The following is a 17,858-nucleotide window of genomic DNA, read 5'->3' on the forward strand; positions in this document are numbered from 1 at the left end:
TCGATGACCGACCCCCTTGCCCTGCTCGCCCGCACCCGCATTCTCGCCGTCGTGCGCGCCCCCTCTGCCGCCGTGGCCCTGCAGGCGGCCGACGCGCTCGTCGCCGGTGGCGTGACCGGCCTCGAAATCACCTATTCGACACCCGACGCGCCCGCCGTTATCCGTGAGCTCGCGGCCCGCTACGGCGCGAGCATCTACCTCGGCGCCGGCACCGTCACGACCGCGATCGAGGCGACGGATGCCGCCGAGGCCGGCGCCCGCTTTCTGGTCAGTCCCGGCACCCGGCCCGAGCTCACCGCCGCGATGAAGGCGACCGGGCTCGTCGTGATGACGGGCGCTTTGACCCCCAGCGAGGTCATGGCCGCCGTCGACTACGGCACCGATGTCGTCAAGATCTTCCCGGCCTCCCTCGGCGGCCCCGGGTTTCTCAAGGCGCTGCGCGGCCCGTTCCCGCACGTGCCGCTGATGCCGACCGGCGGGGTCACTCCGAGCAATATCGACGAGTGGTTTGCGGCCGGCGCCATCGCTGTCGGCGCCGGGGGCGACCTGGTATCGGCCGCCGACCTCGCGGCCGGGCGCTTCGACGAGGTCGAGCGCAAGGCTCGCCTGTTCAGCGGTCTGGGATCCGAGACCGGGGCCGCGGCATGAGCGGCGACGCAGGCACCCACGGTACGAACCAGTCGAACGGCACGAGCGCGGCCAACGGCGCGAGCTTCTCGACCAGCACGAGCCTCTCTGCCGGATACATGGGCTTCGTCGGCGTGAGCACCGCCCAGTCGTCGATCATGACGATTTTTCCGGCCTGGGCCCAGATTCTCGGTCTCCCCACCGACCGGCTGATCGGCCACGATCTGCCGCTCGACGCGACGCCCGAGCAGTACAGGGCGCTTGTCGAACAGATTCGGGATGACCCCGATCACCGCGGCGCACTTGTCACCACCCACAAGATGGGTCTCTACGAAGCGGCCGGCACGCTCTTCGACGAGGTCGACCGGTTCGGTCGCCTCTGCGGCGAGGTGTCCAGCATCTCCAAACATGGGGGCGAACTGATCGGCCATGCCAAGGACCCGATCACCGTCGGCCTCGCGGCCGGCGAGTTTCTCTCGAACGATCACTTCGCCCGCACCGGCGGGCACGTCGTCTGCCTCGGCGCAGGCGGCGCCGGCACGGCCCTCACCTGGTACCTGGCCGAACGCGCCGACGCTCCGGCGTCGATCGTCGTCACCGACACCAGCCAGGAGCGCCTCGACCACCTGGCCGCTGTACACGCGCGCCGCGGAACTCCCGCCGGACTGATCAGCTATCTGCTCGCCGACAGCCCGGAGGTGACGCGCGATCTCCTCGCAGCCGCACCGCCGCACAGCCTCGTCGTCAACGCCAGCGGCCTCGGCAAAGACCGCCCGGGTTCCCCGGTACCCGAGGGCGCCAGCTTTCCGGCGCAGGCAGTGGTCTGGGAGTTCAACTACCGCGGAAGCCTCGAGTTCTTGGCCCAGGCGCGAGCGCAGCAGGCTTCAGGCAACCTTGTTGTCGTCGACGGCTGGCGCTACTTCATTCACGGTTGGTCGCAGGTGATCGCCGAGGTGTTCGGAGTCGAACTGAACGAGCAACTGGTTCAGGCCCTCTCCGAGGCGGCAGCGGCGACGCGATGAGTTTCGTGCGCACCGTGCGCGGTGATCTCGACCCGGCGCTGCTCGGCCGGGTGAACTATCACGAGCACTTGTTTCAGGTGAGCCCGCTGCTGCCCGGTGACGAGCTCGACGACGAGGCGGCCTCCGGCGCGGAGGCCGCACTGTTGGTAGCGAGCGGATTCGACGCGATGATCGACGCGACCCCGTCGGGCCTCGGCCGAAATCCCGAGGCATTGGCGCGCATCAGCCTGGCCGCCGGCCTCGCGATCGTCGCCACCACCGGGGCGCACCGGGAAGCGCACTACCCGACTGATCACCCGATCCGCGGCCTGTCGGCATCGGAGCGGGCCGAGCGATACCTCGACGAGCTGCTGCACGGGATGCCGCGGCGCGACGTGGTCAGGAACGAGGGGGCCGAGAATGGCGGGCCCCGGAACGACAGTCCCCTGATCGACGACGAGAACCCCCGCGCTTCCGACGACACCGGCGCACCAGTGCGGGCCGGCCTGATCAAGGCCGGAATCGGCTACTGGTCGATCACCCCGTTCGAACGGGCCACCCTGGAGGCCGTCGCCGCCGCGCACGTCGAAACCGGCGCCCCGGTGATGGTGCACCTTGAGTTCTGCACCGCGGCACACGAGGCACTCGATCTTCTGGCCATCGACGGGGTTCCCGCCGACCGTGTCGTGCTCGCCCATGCCGACCGCGATCCGAATCCGGCGCTGCACCTCGAGCTGGCCGCGCGCGGCGCCTGGCTCGGCTACGACGGTATGGCCCGGCCGCGCACGCGCAGCGACGCCGAACTTCTCGACCTGACCTCCGCGGTCGTCGAGGGTGGGGCATCCGCTCAGATCTTGCTCGGGGGCGATGTCGCACGGCGCACCCGATACCTGGCCTACGGCGGCATGCCCGGCCTGGCCTACCTGGGCGAGCGCTATCTGCCGCAGCTGCGGGCACGCATCGGAACCGACGCGGTCGAGCAGATGCTGACCGCCAATCCCCAGCGTTTTCTCGCGTGGTCGGGGCCGTCGCGCGCGCCCTGAGCCGTTCTCTCGTTGGTCGAGGAGCGAGCGCCAGCGAGCGTCTCGAGACAGCGCTGGCCGACCTTCAAACGCAACCCCGGTTCGTGGGATTGGCTCGCGAGATCTCGAGACGCGGCCTCCTTCGTCGGCTGCTCCTCGATCAACGAGATGGCCGAATCGCCGCGGCGCGGATCGGATTCCGCCCCACGCAGCACCCGCGCGTGCGCTCAAATCGTCGCCCGACCTGCCCTCCGAGCGACGATTTGAGCGCACGCGTGAGCACGAACGAACACAGAGAAGGGCGCCCGCGCCGAAGCACGAGCGCCCTGTTCGGTGAGTAGCCGACTACTTGTAGAGAACCTGGGCAATCTCCGGGTCATCCATGTTGGTCTTGTCGAACCAGAAGAAGCCCGTGTCCGTGGTCTTCTCCAGGGTCTTGCCGTTAATGGCGTCGACTGCAGCCTGCACGAGCGACTCGCCGATTCCGATCGGGTTCTGCGTGATCGCGCCGGCCATCAGGCCGCTGTTGATCGCGTCGATCTGGGCCTGGCCGGAGTCAAAGCCGACGGCGGTGATCTGGCCGGGCTTCAGCCCCAGCTCGCTCAGCGCGTTGACCATACCGACGGCAGCACCCTCGTTGGTGCCGTAAAGGCCCGCGAGGTTCGGGTGGGCCGCGATCATGGCCTTGGTGATGTCGGCCGACTTGAGGTGGTCACCGTCGCCGTACTGGATGTCGACGATCGTGATGTCGGGATAGGCACTCTTCATCTGGTTGACGAAGCCGTCGCGACGGTCGACACCGGTCGAGTTGATCTGGGTGTGGCCGACGATGCCGACCTCGCCCTTCTCACCGATCAGTTCGGCCATCTTGTCGGCCGCCAGCGCACCGGCAGCGAGGCTGTCGGTCTTGGCGGTGTTCAGCGCGTAGTCGCTGTCGCAGCCGGCGTCGAACTGCACGATCGGGATGCCTGCTGCTTCGGCCGCCTCATAGAGCGGAACGCACGCGACCGGGTCGAGGGGTGCGAAGCCGATCGCGGCCGGCTTCTTGTCGATGGCCGCCTGCAGCATCTGCAGCTGAGTGTCGATTTCGGTCTCGGAGGCCGGGCCTTCGAACGTGATCGTGACGTCGAGTTCCTTGGCCTTCTGCTCGGCGCCCTTCTTCACGGCCTGCCAGAATTCGTGCTGAAACCCCTTCGAGATCAGGGCGATGTACGGCTTGTCCGACGAGCCCCCGCCGGCCTCTGTCGTCGACGTGTCGGCCGAGCATCCGGTGAAGATCAAAGCGGCGGCAACGGCCCCCGCCACGAATACGGCACTCTTGGAAATCCCCATTTATAACTCCATCGTCATGATCGGCAGCTCTGCCGATTCGAATAGGTTAGTGGGGTCGCCGACCCAAAAGGCCACGTAGATACACGTTCGTGACCGAACTGCTCGGATGAGCAGAAAATGCCCGCTTAGACCGGAATCTGAGCATGCTCCCGCAGTGCCGACCAGAGCTCATCGGGCAGTTCGGCGTGCATGCGTTCATGATTCTGTCGAACCTGCTCCGGGTGGCCGGCACCGACGGCGACGGTGACGACAGCCGGATGGCGCAGGCTGTACTGCAGCGCCGCCGCCGGCAGCTCCACGCCATGGTCGGAGCACACCTCCGCGACGAGCTGCGCGCGGGCGAGCATCCCGGGAGGCACGTCGCCGTATTCGAAATGCGAATCGCTCCGCGGCACCGGCTCGGCTAGGAGGCCGGAGTTGAACACTCCGACGGAGACCATCGACACCCCGCGCTCGAGGCACATCGGGGCCAGCTCGGCGCGTGCGGAGGGGTCGAGCAGACTGTAGCGATTGGAGACCATGAGTATGTCGAGGTCGGCTTGATCCAGCGCGTCGGCGAGGATGCCCAGATCGGCCGATCCGACTCCGATACCCGAGACGACGCCCTCCTCACGCAGGCCCACGAGGGTGGCAAGCGCACCGGATGCCACCGCCCCGAGCGTGCCTGGCCCTGCGTACTGTTCCGGATCGTGCAGGTAGAGCACGTCGACCCGGTCCAGTCCGAGCCGCTCGAGTGAATCGTCCAGGCTCGAACGGATGCCATCGAATGAGTAGTCCCAGACCCGCCGCGCGGTCGCCGGCACGTCGAACCAGGCGCTGTCCCGCTCCGCAGCCCGTTCCGGCGTCGGTTCGAGCAACCGCCCCACCTTGGTGCTGATCACGAACTCATCGCGCGGCTTGCCGGCGAGAAACCGGCCGAGGCGCCGCTCCGACAGGCCGAGCCCGTAGTGGGGCGCCGTGTCGAAATAGCGGATGCCCAGGTGCCAGGCGGTCTCCAAGGTCGCCTCGGCCTCGTCGTCGGAGATCGCCTGAAAGAGGTTGCCGAGGGAGGCCGCCCCGAAAGAGAGCTTGCCGAACGGCACGGCCGGCTCGAACCGGCGGGGTTCATTCGCGGACATACGGTGTTCCTTCCAAATGTGCCAACGGTCGGGCGTGCAGACGGCTAGGGCAGATAAGCCGTTGGGCCCCTCTCCGGTTCGAAGAGGGGCCCAACAGGTCGTGCCGTACAGATTAGCCGTACAGATTACTTGTAGAGAACCGCCGCGATCTCCGGGTCGGTCATGTTGGTCTTGTCGTACCAGAAGTAACCGGTGTCGATGACCTTCTCTGGGGTCTTGCCGTTGATGGCGTCGAAGGCGGCCTGAACGGTTGCCTCACCGATGCCGATCGGGTTCTGCGTGATCGCGCCGGCCATCAGGCCGCTGTCGATGGCATCGATCTGAGCCTGGCCAGAGTCGAAACCGACGATGGTGATATCGCCGGCCTTGAGGCCGAGCTCGCCAACCGCGTTGACAACGCCGATGGCGGAGCCCTCGTTGGTGCCGTAGATGCCCTTGAGGTTCGGGTGGGCCGCGATCATAGCCTTCGCGATGTCGGCCGACTTGAGGTGGTCACCATCGCCGTACTGGATGTCGACGATCGTGATGTCGGGGTACGCGCTCTTCATCTGGTCGACGAAGCCGTCACGACGCTCGACACCGGTCGAGTTGATCTGGCTGTGGCCGACGATGGCGACCTCACCCTTCTCACCGATCAGTTCGGCCATCTTGTCGGCCGCCAGCGCACCGGCGCCGAGGCTGTCAGTCTTGGCGATGCTCAGCGGGTAGTCGCTGTTACACCCCGCGTCGAACTGCACGACCGGGATGCTTGCAGCCTTGGCAGCATCCATCAGCGGGATGCAAGCCTCGGGGTCAAGCGCGGCGTAACCGATGGCATCCGGCTTCTTGTCGATGGCGGCCTGCAGCATCTGCAGCTGGCTGTCGATCTCGGTCTCGGCGGCGGGGCCTTCGAACGTGACCTTCACGCCCAGCTCCTTGGCCTTGCTCTCTGCACCCGTCTTCACGGCCTGCCAGAACTGGTGCTGGAAGCCCTTCGAGACGAGCGCGATGTACGGCTGGTCGCCGCTGGCGCTGTCACCGCCGCTTGCTCCGGCGTCGGCCGAACAGCCGGAAAGGGCGATTGCCACAGCTGCTGCGGCGGCGAAGAAGATGGCCTTCTTACCTGTTTTCATCGATAACTCCATTGTTAGTTGCACTGTGTGTGAGGGGCCGAAAGGTGCGCGAAAAGTACCGGGCGCTGCAGGTTCGTGCTCGTGGTGGGAATTTCGCTGGGTTGCCGACGCAGGGTCGGCAAGGAGAGGCGGCCCGGTCCCTCGGGGAAAGCCGCCGTTCCGTGTCTGGAGGAGTGTTGGTTGAGCTAGGAGCCCGAGCGGCGCTGGCGCAGCGAGTCGGTGAAGACGGCGACGAGGATGACGGCGCCGACGACGACGTTCTGCCATTCGGTCTGGATCGACATGATGCGCAAACCGTTGATCAGCACGCTCATGATCAGGGCGCCGATGACGGTGCCCATGATCGAGCCACGACCACCGAGCAACGACGTGCCACCGATGATGACGGCGGCGATCGCCTGGAGCTCATATCCGCTGCCGAGCTGCGGCTGCGCGGAGTCGAGGCGGGAGGCGATCACGACACCGGCGATACCGGTGAAGACACCGGCGACCGTGTAGATGATGATCTTCCACTTGCGGGTGTCAACACCCGACAGACGCGTTGCTTCTTCATTGCTGCCGATCGCGAAGGTGTAGCGGCCGACGATCGTCTTGCTCAGCACCAGGTATGCCACGATGGCGAGCACGAAGAGAATGAGCACGGCGTTCGGAAGCCCGGGAATGATGGTGCCGAGCGCAATCGCCTTGAAGCCGGGAACGCTGCTGAAGTAGATCGGGCGAACACCCGAGATCACGAGGGCCAGGCCCTGGGCGATCATCATCATGGCCAGCGTGGCGATGAACGGAGGCAACCTCAACACCGCGATGTTGAAACCGTTGATGAAACCCATCAACGCTCCCGTGGCGATACCACCGATCACACCCACGATCAGGGGCAACTGCATGTTCACCAGGAAGACGCCCGTCATGACCGCCGCGAGGGTCATACCGGTGCCGATCGAGAGGTCGATGCCGCCAGTGATGATCACGAAGGTGGTGCCGAGGGCGAGAATCCCGATCACTGCCGTCGAGAGCAGGATTCCGGAGATGTTGCTCCAGGTGAAGAAGTTGTTGCTCGCGAGGGAGAAGAACACCAGCAGCACAACGAGCGTGCCGAACGCGAGCGATTGCTGGAGTTTCGCCTGAAGAAAATTCCTCGCGCCCAGCTTCTGATTGACGGTGTCGGGCGTGGGCGCCTTGTCGATGACGGGGGTTGCATTCATAGGTGTCATTACTCTTTCTCGTCGCCCATGCGGGTTGCGTAGTCCATGATCTTCGCCTGGCTTGCGTCTTCGTTATCGAGCACACCGGTGATGCGACCGCCGGCCATGACGACAATGCGATGGGATAGCCGAAGCACCTCAGGCAGTTCGGAGGAGATCATGATGATCGACTTTCCCTCTGCCACCAGATCGTTCAGAAGTTGATAGATCTCTTCCTTCGCACCGACGTCGATGCCGCGAGTCGGCTCATCAAAGATGAGGATGTCGCAGTCGCGTGCCAACCACTTGGCGATGACGACCTTCTGCTGGTTTCCACCGGACAGGTTCTTCGTCGTCTGCGTGATCGAGGGAGTCTTGATGCGCAACGACTTCACGTAGTCGCGCGATGTCTGCTTGCCCTTGCCCGTGTGCACGAAGCCGAGGGCATCCGTGTAGTCGCGCAGCGAAGCAAGCAGAATGTTCGTGTTCACGTCTTGCTCGAGCAGCAGTCCGAAGTGTTTTCGGTCCTCGGAGAGGTAGCCGATGCCGTGCTTGACCGCATCGGCCGGTTGGGTGATCGTGACGACCTTGCCTGCGACCTCGACGGTGCCGCTCTCGGACGGGTCTGCGCCGATGATCGCCCGGGCGACCTCCGTGCGTCCGGCGCCCATCAGGCCCGCGAAGCCGAGAATCTCGCCGCGGCGCAGCTCGAAACCGACGTCTTTGAGCAGGGCGCGTGTGTTGAGTCCGTCGACCTTGAGCACGATCGGCGCATCGGCGTGTGCACGTGCCTGGGGGCGGGCGCCCTCTTCGATGTGGCGGCCGACCATCATCTCGATGATCGTCGGGATATCGATCTCGCCCTTGTCGAGAGATCCGATGTACTGGCCGTCGCGCAGCACGGAGACCCGGTCGACGATTCGACGCAGTTCATCCATCCGGTGCGAGATGTAAATGATGCCGGTGCCGTTGCGCTTCAGGCCCTCGATCAGGGTGAACAGCGTCTCGGTCTCAGAGTCGGTCAGGGCGGAGGTCGGCTCATCCATGATGAGCACCTTCGCGTCGAACGAGAGCGCCTTGGCGATTTCGACCATCTGCTGCTTGGCGACCGTGAGGGTCTCGACGAGGTCGCGCGGGTTCAGCGCGATGCCGAGACGGTTCAGAAGTTCGGCGGCCTGACGGTTGAGGGCACCTTCCTGCAGGAACAGACCGGTGCGCGGCTCACGTCCGATGTATATGTTCTGGGCGATGCTCAGGTGCGGCATCAGGTTCATCTCCTGGTGGATGATGCTGATGCCCAGTGCCTGCGCCGTCTTCGGGCTGTCGATATCGACTTCATTGCCCTCGAAAACGATCGTTCCCTCGTCCTTGGTGTAGATGCCGGAAAGAATCTTCATCAGGCTCGACTTGCCAGCGCCGTTCTCGCCGACAAGGGCGAGCACCTCACCGCGGTTCAGCTCGAACTGCACGTCCTTAAGCGCTTGGACGCCCGGGAAGGCCTTGCTGATTCCGCTGACCTTCAACAGCTGCGTTGTCACACTTTCACCTACTTCACTGGAGGGTATTTCACGGGTTGGAGCACTTAGAGCATGCCACATAAATCGAGTAAACGTCGGACCAATTTAGATATCGAATCGGCCTCAGTTCCAGTTGTATCTTAATGTATCTAATCTTGTCGAATCCGATTATGGTTGAGCACACCCCCGGCGCGAGCCGAATTCAATGACGAACTTGTAGAAAGGCGCTTCCGTGCAAATTGGCGCACACGCCCTCGTATTCACCGGAACCTTCGACCGGGCCGGTCTGACCACGGCCATCGAGAAGACCAAAAAGGCCGGTTTCGATCTCATCGAGATCCCGCTGATGGGCCCGGCCACCTTCGACCGCGATCTGGCCGCCCGGCTTCTCGCCGATCACGACCTCGGGGCAACCGCGTCGCTCGGGCTCAGCGAGTCCACCGATCTGACCAGTCCAGACACTCAGGTCGTCGACGCCGGCGAACGGATGCTCACCGAGTGTCTCGACATCGTCGGCGCGATGGGCGGCACCCGCCTCTGCGGCGTCATCTACAGCGCGATGAAGAAGTACATGGAACCGCCGACGACGGCCGGACGGGCCTCGAGCGCGGCCGCGATCAACCGTCTGGCCACCCGCGCAGCCGACCTGGGCATCCACCTGTCGTTGGAGGTCGTCAATCGCTACGAGACCAACCTGCTCAACACGGGGCGCGCGGCGCTGGGCTTTCTCGACGAGGTCGATCACCCCAATGTGTCGGTGCACCTCGACACGTATCACATGAACATCGAGGAGTCGGATATGTTCTCCCCGGTTCTCGACGTCGCCGATCGGCTCGGCTACGTGCACATCGGTGAGAGCCACCGTGGCTACCTGGGCTCCGGCACTGTCGACTTCGACTCCTTCTTTCGCGGGCTCGCCAGGGTCAACTACGACGGCCCTGTGGTGTTCGAATCGTTCTCGTCGTCGGTCGTGAACGCCGACCTCTCGCGCATGCTCGGCATTTGGCGCAATCTCTGGGACGACTCCGACGATCTGGCTGCGCACGCGAACCGGTTCATCCGCGACAAGGTCAACGCTGTGCGCTCGATCGAGATGCACTAGCGGCATAATTTCGCCCTCTCGTTGACCGAGGAGCAGCCGACGGAGTCGGCCGTGTCTCGAGATCTCGTGAGCCGATCCGTGAACGCGGGTTGCGTTCGAAGATCGACTCACGGGGTTTCGAGACAGGGGCTCGCTGCGCTCGCACCTTCCTCAACCAACGAGATGGCCCACGTGGCCGAAATGGCCGCTGCGCCGGTCGAATGCCGCTGCGCCGGTCGGCGCCAACCGGCGTAACGGCATTCGACCCGCGCGACGCCATTTCGACGAAGTCGCAGCGAGGTCGCGGCGAGGCAGCTACTTGGTCGCTACGCAGGCAAACGGATGCCGTAGACCCGGCTCGCCGTGCCGGCCACGATCGCGCGCTGCTCGGCCTCACTGAGCTCGCCCACCAGCTGTGACATGACCTGCCAGGTGGGCTGGTAGCCGCCGGCCGCCACCGTCATCGGCCAGTCGCCGCCGTACATCAGGCGGTCGGGTCCGAAGTGCTCCAGGGCGAAGTCCCACACCTCGCGCAGGGCGTCGACGGTGAACGGCGCATCCGGCCGGCGGAGCGCCGACAGCTTCGCGACGGTGTTGGGATGGCGAGCGACGGCAGCCATGCTCTGGCGCCAGTCACCGAAATCCGGGCGTCCCCGCGGGGGCTTGGCCAGGTGATCGATCACCAGGGTGAGCTCCGGGAGCTCCGCAGCCACCCGTTCCGCCTGGCCGAGGTGCCGGGGCCACGCGTCGTGCACATCGAACGGCAACCCGCGCCTGGCGAGCTCGGCGAGCGAGGTGCGCACCGGCGGCAGATCGAGAAAGTCGGCACGGGGGTCGTCGTTCAGGAGGTGACGCACGCCGCAGAATGCCGGGTGCGCGAGCCACCGATCGAGGGCCTGCACCGCGGCATCCGGATCGTCGAGGGGAACCCAGCCGACGACGCCCAGCACCCACGGATGACCGCTGGCCACGTCGAGCATGAACTGGGTGTCGACGAGGGAATCCTCGGCCTGCACCAGCACCGCGCCGACCATCTCCGCCGCATCGAGCTCCGTCTTCGCCTGAACGGGGGTGAAGTCGTCGTAGATCGCGCCGAACTCCGGCACCAGCCAGGCGTAGTCGCTGACCGACCGGTCCCAGAGGTGCAGGTGCGCGTCGATGCGCGGCGACGGCGACGGCGTGCGGTGTGAACTCATGCCGGGAGGAGACCCTTCTCGGTCAATCGATCCCAGAGTGCCTCGGGGATCTCTGCGTTGATGCGCGACACGTTCTGGCCGATCTGCTCGGGGCGGCTGCCCCCGACCACCACCGTGCGCACGCTTTCGTCGCGCAGCGTGTACTGCAGGGCGGCGGAGGGAAGACTCACACCGAAATCGTTGCAGACCGCGGCGATCTGCTGCACGCGGGCGAGCAGCTCGGCCGGCACCTGACCGTATTCATAGCGGTCGTTCGCACCCGGGTTGTCGGTGGCGAGCAGGCCAGAGTTGAAGACCGAGGCGTTGACGATTCCGACGCCACCAGCGCGGCAGGCCGGAATCACGTCAGCTAGCGCCGGCTGCTCGGCCAGGGTGAACCGGCCCGCGATCATGAGCAGGTCGATCAGACCCGTGTTCACGCTCGCGAGCAGCGCCTCCGTGGTCATCGAGCCGACACCGATCGCGTCGACGAGACCCTCCTCGCGCAGGGCGGCCAGGGCGGGGATGCCTTCGTTGATGCCCTGGGCCAGGTCGTAGCGCTCGGGATCGTGCAGGAACAAGACGTCGAACCGGTCGAGACCCATGCGCTCCAGCGATTCGTCGACGCTGCGACGGATACCGTTGGCAGACGCATCCCAGACGCGCTTCAGATCTGAAGGCACCATGAAGCTGTTCTCCATGTCGAAAGCCCCCACCCCCTCCGGGTTGGGCCGGAGCAACCGGCCCACCTTGGTGGAGACCAGGTATTCGCCGCGCGGTTTGGTCGCCAGGAACGCGCCCAGGCGACGCTCGGAGAGGCCGAGCCCGTAGTGCGGCGCGGTGTCGAAGTAGCGCACCCCGGCATCCCACGCGGCCTGCAGGATCTCGTGAGCGGTCGCATCCGTCATCTCGACATACATACTGCCGAGATTGGCGGTGCCGAGGCCGAGGCGACCGAAGCCCACACCGCCGACGCCCACCGGGTCGACGCCCACACCGCCGACGCCCACCGGGTCGACGCCCACCGGGTCGACGCCCGCGCGCCCGACGTTCGGGTTAGACATGGGAGGCGAGCATGGAGGCGGCGGAATCTGCGGAACCAAACGCATACTGCGCGCGACTGGCCGCGTGCATTTCGGTGCCGGCGCCCGGTGCGGTCGGGGCCTGGTAGGCGCCGCCCCGCATGACGACGGGGGTGACGAAGTGCTCGTGCAGGTGGTCGACGAACTCGATCACACGACCCTCTGAGGTGGCCGACACGGCGACGAAGTCGAACATCGACAGGTGCTGCACGGCTTCGCAGAGGCCGACGCCGCCGGCGTGCGGGCAGACCGGCACCCCGAACTTGGCGGCGAGCAGCAGAATGGCGATGTTCTCGTTGACGCCGCCCACGCGGGTGGCGTCGATCTGCACAATCTGCAGGGCGTCGGCCTGCAAGAACTGCTTGAACATGATGCGGTTGGCCATGTGCTCGCCGGTGGCGACAGGGATCGGGGCGACCCCGCGGGCGATGGCGGCGTGGGCGAGAATGTCGTCGGGGCTGGTGGGCTCTTCGATCCAGGCCACGTCGAATTCGGCCAGGTGCGACATCCACTCGATGGCCTCGTCAACGCCCCAGCGCTGGTTGGCGTCGGTGCCGATGCGAATGTCGGGGCCTACCGTCTCGCGAGCGAGGCGCATGCGACGGATGTCGTCGTGCAGGTCGGCGCCCACCTTGAGCTTGATCATGCTGAAGCCGTCGGCGACGGCTTCCTTGGCCAGGCGCACGAGCTTCTCATCGCTGTAGCCGAGCCAGCCGGGAGTTGTGGTGTACGCCGGGTAGCCGTCGGAGAGCAGCTGCGCCTCACGCTCGGCGCGACCGGGGACTGCAGCACGCAGGATCGCCAGCGCCTCGTCGGGGGTGAGCGCATCGGTGAGGTAACGAAAGTCGATCAATTCGACGATCTGCTCAGGGGTCATCCGGCCGAGCAGCTGCCAGAGGGGCAGGCCGGCGCGCTTGGCCTTGAGGTCCCAGAGGGCATTCACCACGGCGCCGATGGCCATGTGCATGACGCCCTTTTCGGGGCCCAGCCAGCGCAGCTGGGAGTCCCAGACGAACTCGCGCCAGGTGGCGCCCATGTTGTCGAGCAGGTCTTCGACATTGCGGCCCACGAGGTGGGCGGAGAGCGCCTGGATGGCGGCGACCTGCACGTCGTTGCCGCGACCGATCGTGAACACGAACCCGTGACCCTCGTGACCGTCGGCGGCGTCGGTGACGATGCGCACGTACGCGGTCGAATAGTCGGGGTCGAGGTTCATCGCATCCGAACCGTCGAGCGAAGTCGAAGTCGGAAAACGGATGTCGCTGGTTTCCAGCGCGAGAACAGTAGTCACAGAGGAGTCTCCTTAGTCGGGCACCTCGAGCCTAAACATCCGATGTATAGAATGTCAATCGTGGCTTCAGGCTCGTTTTCCTTGGAATCAAGGCCGGAAACCGTCATTATTGTTCTGACGTTCCGGCCCGGCCGAGCGCAGCTGCGAGACCCCCAGAGAAGAGAGTTGACGCATGAAGTTTGCCCGCCTCGGCCCCATCGGCCAGGAGACCCCGACAGTTTTTCACGAGGGGCGTCACTACGATCTCTTGACGCTCACGGCTGACATCGACGGCGACTTTCTCGCCTCCGACGGGCCGGAGCGCGCCCGTGTCGCGCTCGAAGCCGGCTGGCTGCCTGAGATCCCGAACGCCTCCGCACTCCGCATCGGCGCGCCGATCGCGCGCCCGAGTGCCGTCATCTGCATCGGCATGAACTACGCGGCGCACGCCGCCGAATCCGGTTCGCTGCCGCCCGAGATTCCGATCATCTTCTTGAAGACGCCGAACACCGTCGTCGGACCGAACGACTCGGTCGAAATTCCCCCGGGCAGCACCAAGACCGACTGGGAAGTCGAGCTCGGCATCGTCATCAGCAAGCGGGCCTCCTACCTCGACTCCCCCGACGACGCGCTCGACCACGTGGCCGGTTTCGTCACCGCGAACGACGTCTCGGAGCGCGACTTTCAGATGGCGGTGTCCGGCGGCCAGTGGTCGAAGGGCAAATGCGCCCCCGGCTTCAACCCGACCGGCCCGTGGCTCGTCACGCCCGACGAGGTCGACTTTCAGAACCTCTCGCTGAAGAGCTGGGTCAACGGCGAGATCCGTCAGGATTCGACCACCGCCGACCAGATCTTCGACGTGAAGTTCATCATCTGGCACCTCAGCCAGTACCTGGCCCTCGAGCCCGGCGACCTCGTGCTCACCGGCACGCCCGAGGGTGTCGCACTCTCCGGACGCTTCCCCTATCTCGCCGCCGGTGACGTCTGCGAGATCGAAATCGAAGGCCTGGGCCGTCAGCGCCAGGACTTCATCGCACACGAAAAGGCAGCCAAATGAGCCAGCAGTCGGGCCAGTCGGGCCAGTCGGGCCGCTCAGGCCAGTCCGGCCAGTCAAGCCAGCCGGGCCAGTCAGGCCAGGAGTTCGACGGCCTCGTCGCCATCGTCACGGGTGGTGCCTCAGGAATCGGCGCGGCGATTGCCGCGCGCCTCGGTGACGCCGGCGCCTCCGTCGCGGTGCTCGACCTACAGCCAGAGGCTGCGGATGCCGCACACTTCGCCGTGCAGGCCAACGTCGCCGACGACGCTTCGGTGCGATCGGCCGTTGCCGCGGTGGCGGAGAAGTTCGGGCGCATCGACATCGTGATCAACAACGCCGGCATCGGTGCGATCGGCACGATCGCCGACAACGACGACGACGAGTGGGCGCGCGTGTTCAGCATCAACGTCACTGGCATCGCCCGGGTGACGCGCGCCGCGCTGCCCTGGTTGCTCGCGTCGCCGTCCGCATCCGTCGTGAACACGTCCTCGATCGCCGCGACCGCCGGGCTGCCTGCGCGTGCGCTGTACACCGCGTCGAAGGGTGCCGTATTATCGCTCACCCGCGCGATGGCCGCCGATCACCTGCGTGAGGGCATCCGCGTTAATTGCGTGAACCCCGGCACCGCCGACACCCCGTGGGTGGGTCGTTTGCTCTCGCAGGCTCCCGACCCAGAGGCCGAGCGGGCCGCGCTGAATGCGCGCCAGCCGCACGGGCGCCTGGTCGAGGCCGGCGAGGTAGCGGATGCCGTCGCCTACCTGGCGAGCCCGCGTTCGGGTTCGACGACGGGTGCGTCGATCGCCGTCGACGGCGGCATGCAGAACCTGCGGTTGCGCCCCGAGTAGTGCTTCCAACTCGGTGATCGAGGAGCGCCCGACGGAGTCGGACGTGTCTCGAGATCAGGCGAGCCGATCCCTGAACGGTGGTTGCGTTGAGGGATTGGCTCGCTGGGCCTCGAGACACGCAGCTCGCTCGTTCCTCGACCAACGGGATGGTCTGCCCGCCGAACTCGCTCAGCGAATGCGCGTGCCCTCGTTGCGTTCGATCAGGTGCCAGGTCACGCCTTCGTCGTCAGACAGCCAGCCCTCCCAGGTGTAGCTGTCTTCGGTGATGCCGGTGAAGTTCCAGCGGATGGCGCGACCGTCGGTGCGGGTTCCATCTTGGCGAATTCCGTGACGCCAGGCTGTGGCGATCAGGTTGCAGTACTCCCCCATCGTCGGCGCGAAGTAGCTCACTCGCCAGACGCCGGCGTGCGGGTCGTAGACGCGCACGGCCGTCGCCACGGTTTCGAAGCCAGACGGATGCGTGTCGCTCGCGACGACCTCGACGTCTTGCACCGCGCGCCCGTCGAGGATGAATTCGGCGATCCAGGTGAACTCTCGCTCGTGCCACTCACCGGTCGCTTCGTCGAGCCGCGAGCCTTTCGCCGACCAGGAGCCGACCAGCTGGCCGAATCTGCTCATCCGCACCGGGTAGTCCGGAGTCGGGCCGCTGGCGGTGAGCGCCTCGGCGAAACGGGGGTCGGTTGCGGAGGTCATGCCCCAATTTTACCCGGGGGATGTTGCATCCGTATTTCGTGATGTCGGCGTGCGTCGGGCGCGACGTGCGCACTGCCCAGCACCTGACCTCCTCGTTGATCGAGGAGCGCGCGAGCTTGCGAGCACGTGTCTCGAAATCCCGCGAGCCGATCTCTGAACTCGTGTTGCGTCTGAGCGTCGATTCACCGAGTCTCGACAGGCGCGACCAATGAGATATCGTGCGGCGGCGCCTACTCGCCGCTGGGCTCCAGCGCGAGACCGCGGTCGTCGGAGACATCCGTGCGGTGAAAGCTCAAGTGCGAGCGCGACGCGGTCGGACCGCGCTGGCCCTGGTAGCGGGAGCTGTACTCCTGCGAGCCGTAGGGCTTCTCAGCCGGCGACGACAGGCGGAAGAAGCACATCTGCCCGATCTTCATGCCGGGCCAGAGCTTGATCGGCAGGGTCGCGACGTTGCTGAGCTCGAGGGTGACGTGGCCCGAGAAGCCGGGGTCGATGAAGCCGGCGGTCGAGTGCGTGAGCAGGCCGAGGCGGCCGAGTGAGCTCTTGCCTTCGAGGCGGGCCGCGATGTCGTCGGGCAGGGTGACCTGCTCATAGGTCGAGCCGAGCACGAACTCGCCGGGGTGCAGGATGAAGGGTTCGTCTGGCGCCGCCTCGATCAGACGGGTGAGGTCTGGCTGGTCGGCGGCCGGGTCGATGAAGGGGTATTTGTGGTTGTCGAACAGACGAAAGAAGCGATCCAGGCGCACGTCAATGCTGGATGGCTGGATCATCTCCGGCTGGTATGGCGCAAGGCCAATTCGTTCTGCCTGAAGTTCTGCCTTGATGTCACGGTCCGAGAGAAGCACGGTGCCAGCCTATCGGCGCGAGCTTGCTAAGCTGGCACCGTTCCGGTGTCTGTTCTTGAGATTCCCGGTCGCGCGGATGTAGTTCAATGGTAGAACTTCAGCTTCCCAAGCTGATAGCGCGGGTTCGATTCCCGTCATCCGCTCACTTGTCACTTCTTGAGCAAGATGTGACTTTTCCCACCTCAGTGAGACTTTTGGAGGCGAGCTTGATTCTTAGCTCGCTGGCCAACTCAGTATCATTCCGGTCCAATGCCTAGGCCGACTCGACCCAAACCGCGCGACCTGACCGTTGCCTGGCCCGATTCTCCTTCGTCCACGGTCCCCGGGGAAGTCGCCAGGCGGTTCGCTCTCAATCTCAAAGCATCCATCGGCGAGCGAAGCCTCCGTGCCGCCGCTACTGAGTGCGGCCTCGTGCACGTCACGCTCGCTTCCATCCTTGATGGGCGGGTGTGGCCCGACTTGGAAACAATCGCCAAGCTCGAAGTAGGCTTGAAAGCTCGACTCTGGCCAGGGGAATGACCTCCTGCACGGACATCATCCGCTACCGCTGACGGAGTGGAGCTGCCAGACCTATCTCGCGATTCAGCCAGCCATCTGCGATGAGCTGAAGCGTGGGCACCGCCTCCACCTACCTATTCCATACGGGGGCGGAGTCGCAGCAGGTCTCAAATGAGCGTTCTGTCGTTCGACCGAGGCACGTGTGCTTCGTGGCTCACACACCACAAAATGCACCCCGCTTTGAGAGCGAGGCGCATTTTGTTGGAGGCGAGTAACTAGTCGGAGCCGCGGCCGGTCTTCTGACGGGCGATGAGGTCCGCTATGTCGATTGGTTCGGTTGGAGCCATCGAAATTGCGGTGGGGTCAATCGGGACACCATATGCGGTGAGTGGTGCGTTCATGCCTTGTCTCCTTTCAGCTCGC

17 protein-coding genes and 1 tRNA gene are annotated in these 17,858 nt (G+C 65.5%); 7 read left to right on the forward strand and 11 right to left on the reverse strand.

The genetic code is table 11. The features are described 5' to 3' along the window. Positions 1-3: 3 nt before the first annotated feature. From ABD791_RS09970 to ABD791_RS09980, 3 genes are read left to right on the forward strand one after another with little or no spacing between them, the layout of a single operon-like run. Positions 4-648: a bifunctional 4-hydroxy-2-oxoglutarate aldolase/2-dehydro-3-deoxy-phosphogluconate aldolase gene (locus ABD791_RS09970; RefSeq protein WP_345065652.1), complete on the forward strand. Its 645-nt coding sequence runs from the start codon at positions 4-6 to the stop codon at positions 646-648. After that, positions 645-1,649: a shikimate dehydrogenase family protein gene (locus ABD791_RS09975; RefSeq protein ID WP_345065655.1), complete on the forward strand. Its 1,005-nt coding sequence runs from the start codon at positions 645-647 to the stop codon at positions 1,647-1,649. Before ABD791_RS09970 ends, ABD791_RS09975 begins: the two co-directional genes overlap by 4 nt. Next, positions 1,646-2,671, forward strand: coding sequence for a phosphotriesterase family protein (locus ABD791_RS09980; protein ID WP_345065657.1), 1,026 nt, complete (start codon positions 1,646-1,648; stop codon positions 2,669-2,671). Before ABD791_RS09975 ends, ABD791_RS09980 begins: the two co-directional genes overlap by 4 nt. A gap of 324 nt (positions 2,672-2,995) precedes the next feature. Here the strand turns inward: ABD791_RS09980 and ABD791_RS09985 are convergent, their stop codons facing one another. The 5 genes from ABD791_RS09985 to ABD791_RS10005 all read right to left on the reverse strand — a co-directional run bounded on the left by ABD791_RS09985 (position 2,996) and on the right by ABD791_RS10005 (position 8,931). Further along, positions 2,996-3,982 (reverse strand): ABC transporter substrate-binding protein, encoded by a 987-nt coding sequence (locus ABD791_RS09985; RefSeq protein WP_345065660.1) that lies wholly within the window; start codon positions 3,980-3,982, stop codon positions 2,996-2,998. Between the two features lie 125 nt (positions 3,983-4,107). Beyond that, positions 4,108-5,100: an aldo/keto reductase gene (locus tag ABD791_RS09990; protein WP_345065663.1), complete on the reverse strand. Its 993-nt coding sequence runs from the start codon at positions 5,098-5,100 to the stop codon at positions 4,108-4,110. Positions 5,101-5,225: 125 nt separating this feature from the next. After that, positions 5,226-6,212: an ABC transporter substrate-binding protein gene (locus ABD791_RS09995; protein ID WP_345065666.1), complete on the reverse strand. Its 987-nt coding sequence runs from the start codon at positions 6,210-6,212 to the stop codon at positions 5,226-5,228. A 185-nt stretch (positions 6,213-6,397) separates the two neighbouring features. Then, positions 6,398-7,414, reverse strand: coding sequence for an ABC transporter permease (locus ABD791_RS10000; protein WP_345065669.1), 1,017 nt, complete (start codon positions 7,412-7,414; stop codon positions 6,398-6,400). Between the two features lie 8 nt (positions 7,415-7,422). After that, entirely contained in the window at positions 7,423-8,931 is a 1,509-nt protein-coding gene (locus ABD791_RS10005) for a sugar ABC transporter ATP-binding protein (protein WP_345065672.1), read from the reverse strand. A 211-nt stretch (positions 8,932-9,142) separates the two neighbouring features. Between ABD791_RS10005 and ABD791_RS10010 the strand changes: the two genes are divergently transcribed. Beyond that, positions 9,143-10,012 (forward strand): sugar phosphate isomerase/epimerase family protein, encoded by an 870-nt coding sequence (locus ABD791_RS10010; RefSeq protein ID WP_345065675.1) that lies wholly within the window; start codon positions 9,143-9,145, stop codon positions 10,010-10,012. A gap of 305 nt (positions 10,013-10,317) precedes the next feature. Here the strand turns inward: ABD791_RS10010 and ABD791_RS10015 are convergent, their stop codons facing one another. The 3 genes from ABD791_RS10015 to ABD791_RS10025 are packed head-to-tail and all read right to left on the reverse strand — an operon-like array spanning position 10,318 to position 13,539. Then, positions 10,318-11,187 carry an amidohydrolase family protein gene (locus ABD791_RS10015; protein ID WP_345065677.1) on the reverse strand — a complete coding sequence of 290 codons (870 nt, stop codon included), beginning with the start codon at positions 11,185-11,187 and terminating at the stop codon, positions 10,318-10,320. Next, positions 11,184-12,230 carry an aldo/keto reductase gene (locus ABD791_RS10020; protein WP_345065680.1) on the reverse strand — a complete coding sequence of 349 codons (1,047 nt, stop codon included), beginning with the start codon at positions 12,228-12,230 and terminating at the stop codon, positions 11,184-11,186. The genes ABD791_RS10015 and ABD791_RS10020 overlap by 4 nt, the downstream gene beginning before the upstream one ends. Next, a complete protein-coding gene (locus tag ABD791_RS10025) occupies positions 12,223-13,539 on the reverse strand; it encodes an L-fuconate dehydratase (protein WP_345065683.1) in 1,317 nt (438 codons plus the stop codon). The genes ABD791_RS10020 and ABD791_RS10025 overlap by 8 nt, the downstream gene beginning before the upstream one ends. A gap of 172 nt (positions 13,540-13,711) precedes the next feature. Here ABD791_RS10025 and ABD791_RS10030 point away from each other — a divergent pair, with 172 nt between their 5' ends. Further along, positions 13,712-14,575, forward strand: a complete 864-nt coding sequence (locus tag ABD791_RS10030; protein ID WP_345065686.1) for a fumarylacetoacetate hydrolase family protein — start codon at positions 13,712-13,714, stop codon at positions 14,573-14,575. Then, positions 14,572-15,399 carry an SDR family NAD(P)-dependent oxidoreductase gene (locus tag ABD791_RS10035; RefSeq protein WP_345065688.1) on the forward strand — a complete coding sequence of 276 codons (828 nt, stop codon included), beginning with the start codon at positions 14,572-14,574 and terminating at the stop codon, positions 15,397-15,399. Before ABD791_RS10030 ends, ABD791_RS10035 begins: the two co-directional genes overlap by 4 nt. A 168-nt stretch (positions 15,400-15,567) precedes the next feature. Here ABD791_RS10035 and ABD791_RS10040 read toward each other — a convergent pair whose 3' ends face one another. Both ABD791_RS10040 and dcd read right to left on the reverse strand, forming a co-directional pair. Further along, a complete protein-coding gene (locus tag ABD791_RS10040) occupies positions 15,568-16,092 on the reverse strand; it encodes a hypothetical protein (RefSeq protein ID WP_345065691.1) in 525 nt (174 codons plus the stop codon). A 230-nt stretch (positions 16,093-16,322) separates the two neighbouring features. Next, positions 16,323-16,937, reverse strand: a complete 615-nt coding sequence (dcd, locus tag ABD791_RS10045) for a dCTP deaminase (protein WP_345065694.1) — start codon at positions 16,935-16,937, stop codon at positions 16,323-16,325. Between the two features lie 72 nt (positions 16,938-17,009). On the opposite strand from dcd, the gene ABD791_RS10050 reads away from it, so the two are divergent. After that, positions 17,010-17,080: transfer RNA gene (locus tag ABD791_RS10050), tRNA-Gly, on the forward strand. A gap of 630 nt (positions 17,081-17,710) precedes the next feature. On the opposite strand, the gene ABD791_RS10055 is transcribed toward ABD791_RS10050, so the two are convergent. Further along, a complete protein-coding gene (locus ABD791_RS10055; RefSeq protein WP_345065697.1) occupies positions 17,711-17,836 on the reverse strand; it encodes a hypothetical protein in 126 nt (41 codons plus the stop codon). Positions 17,837-17,858: the final 22 nt, after the last annotated feature.

This window comes from Glaciibacter kafniensis (assembly GCF_039538945.1).
GTDB classification, from domain to species: domain Bacteria; phylum Actinomycetota; class Actinomycetes; order Actinomycetales; family Microbacteriaceae; genus Cryobacterium; species Cryobacterium kafniensis.